Origin of the sequence: Spirillospora sp. NPDC049652 (genome assembly GCF_040675125.1) — a bacterium.
GTDB lineage: Bacteria > Actinomycetota > Actinomycetes > Streptosporangiales > Streptosporangiaceae > Spirillospora.
The window spans coordinates 1-1,316 of sequence record NZ_JBFAOF010001449.1; the positions used below are offsets into that span (position 1 = coordinate 1).

The 1,316-nt window shown below is 75.5% G+C and carries 2 protein-coding genes; both read left to right on the forward strand.

Annotated elements, in window-relative coordinates:
• Positions 1-1,092, forward strand: a 1,092-nt coding sequence (locus AB0J52_RS40995) for a condensation domain-containing protein (protein ID WP_500188647.1), incomplete at its 5' end; no start/stop codon positions are given.
• Positions 1,089-1,316, forward strand: a 228-nt coding sequence (locus AB0J52_RS41000; protein WP_500188648.1) for a hypothetical protein, incomplete at its 3' end; no start/stop codon positions are given. The genes AB0J52_RS40995 and AB0J52_RS41000, both read left to right, overlap by 4 nt.

A 1,316-nucleotide genomic window follows, 5' to 3' on the forward strand; every position in this document is an offset into this window, starting at 1 on the left:
CTCATCACGGCCCACCACCTCGTCGTGGACGGCGTGTCCTGGCGGATCCTCCTGCCCGACCTGGTCGCGGCCTGGGCCGGGGCCGAGCTCGAACCCGTCCCGACGTCGTTCCGGCGCTGGGCGCAGAAGCTCAACGCCGAGGCCGCGAACCCCGAGCGGCGCGCCGCCGAGGCGCCCCTCTGGCGGGAGATCGAGCAGACCCCGGACCCGGCGCTGGCGTCCCGCGCGCTCGACCCAGGAACGGACACGTTCGGCACCGCGCGGCACCTCACCGTCGAGCTCCCCGCCGACGTGACCGGGCCACTGCTGACCGACGTCCCGGCGGCGTTCCACGCCCGGGTGAACGACGTGCTGCTCACCGCGCTCGCCGTCGCCGTCGCCGACTGGCGGGACGACCCGGGCACGGCTGTCCTCGTGGACCTCGAAGGGCACGGCCGCGAGGAGATCGTGCCCGGCGTCGAGCTGTCCCGGACGGTCGGCTGGTTCACCTCGGTCTTCCCGGTCGCGCTCGACGCGGGCGCGGTGTCCCGGAGCGAGGTCGAGCGCGGCGGCGAGGCGGCCGGGACCGCCCTGAAGAGGGTCAAGGAGCAGCTGCGCCGCATCCCGGACAACGGCATCGGCTTCGGCCTGCTCACCGCCGGCGGCGAGCAGGCCGACCGCGCCGACCCGGCCGGTTCGCGCCGGACGCCGCAGATCGCGTTCAACTACCTCGGCCGGACGGCCGCCGCCGAGGACGGCGACGCCGACTGGTCGCCCGCCGGGCCGGACGACAACGCCGCGCTTGCCGCCGGCCAGGACGACGCGCTCGGCCTGGTCCACGCGGTCGAGGTCAACGCGCACACCCGCGTCCTGCCGTCCGGGCCGGTGCTGTCGGCGACCTGGACGTACGCGGGCGGGCTGTTCGGCGAGGACCGGATCCGGGCCCTCGCCGACCGCTGGACCGGCGCGCTGCGCGGCCTGGCGGCGCACGTGACCGAGGGCGCTGGCGGCGGGTTCACCCCGTCCGACCTGTCACTGGTCGAGATCGACCAGGACGAGATCGACGAGCTGGCCGCCGAATTCGACGACCTCTCCGACTGGGAGCTGGATTGACCGCCGACCCCAAGCCCGACCCGGCGAACGCCGCCCCCCACGCTGCCCCGGACGCTGCTCCGCAGGCCGCGCCGAAGCCCGGCCAGAGGAAGCCGTCGCAGCTCCAGGACGTCTGGCCGCTGTCGCCGCTGCAGCAGGGCCTGTTCTTCCACGCCCGCTACGCCGACGCGTCCGCCGACGTCTACACCGCGCAGGCCGTGGTGGAACTGCGCGGCGCGCTCGAC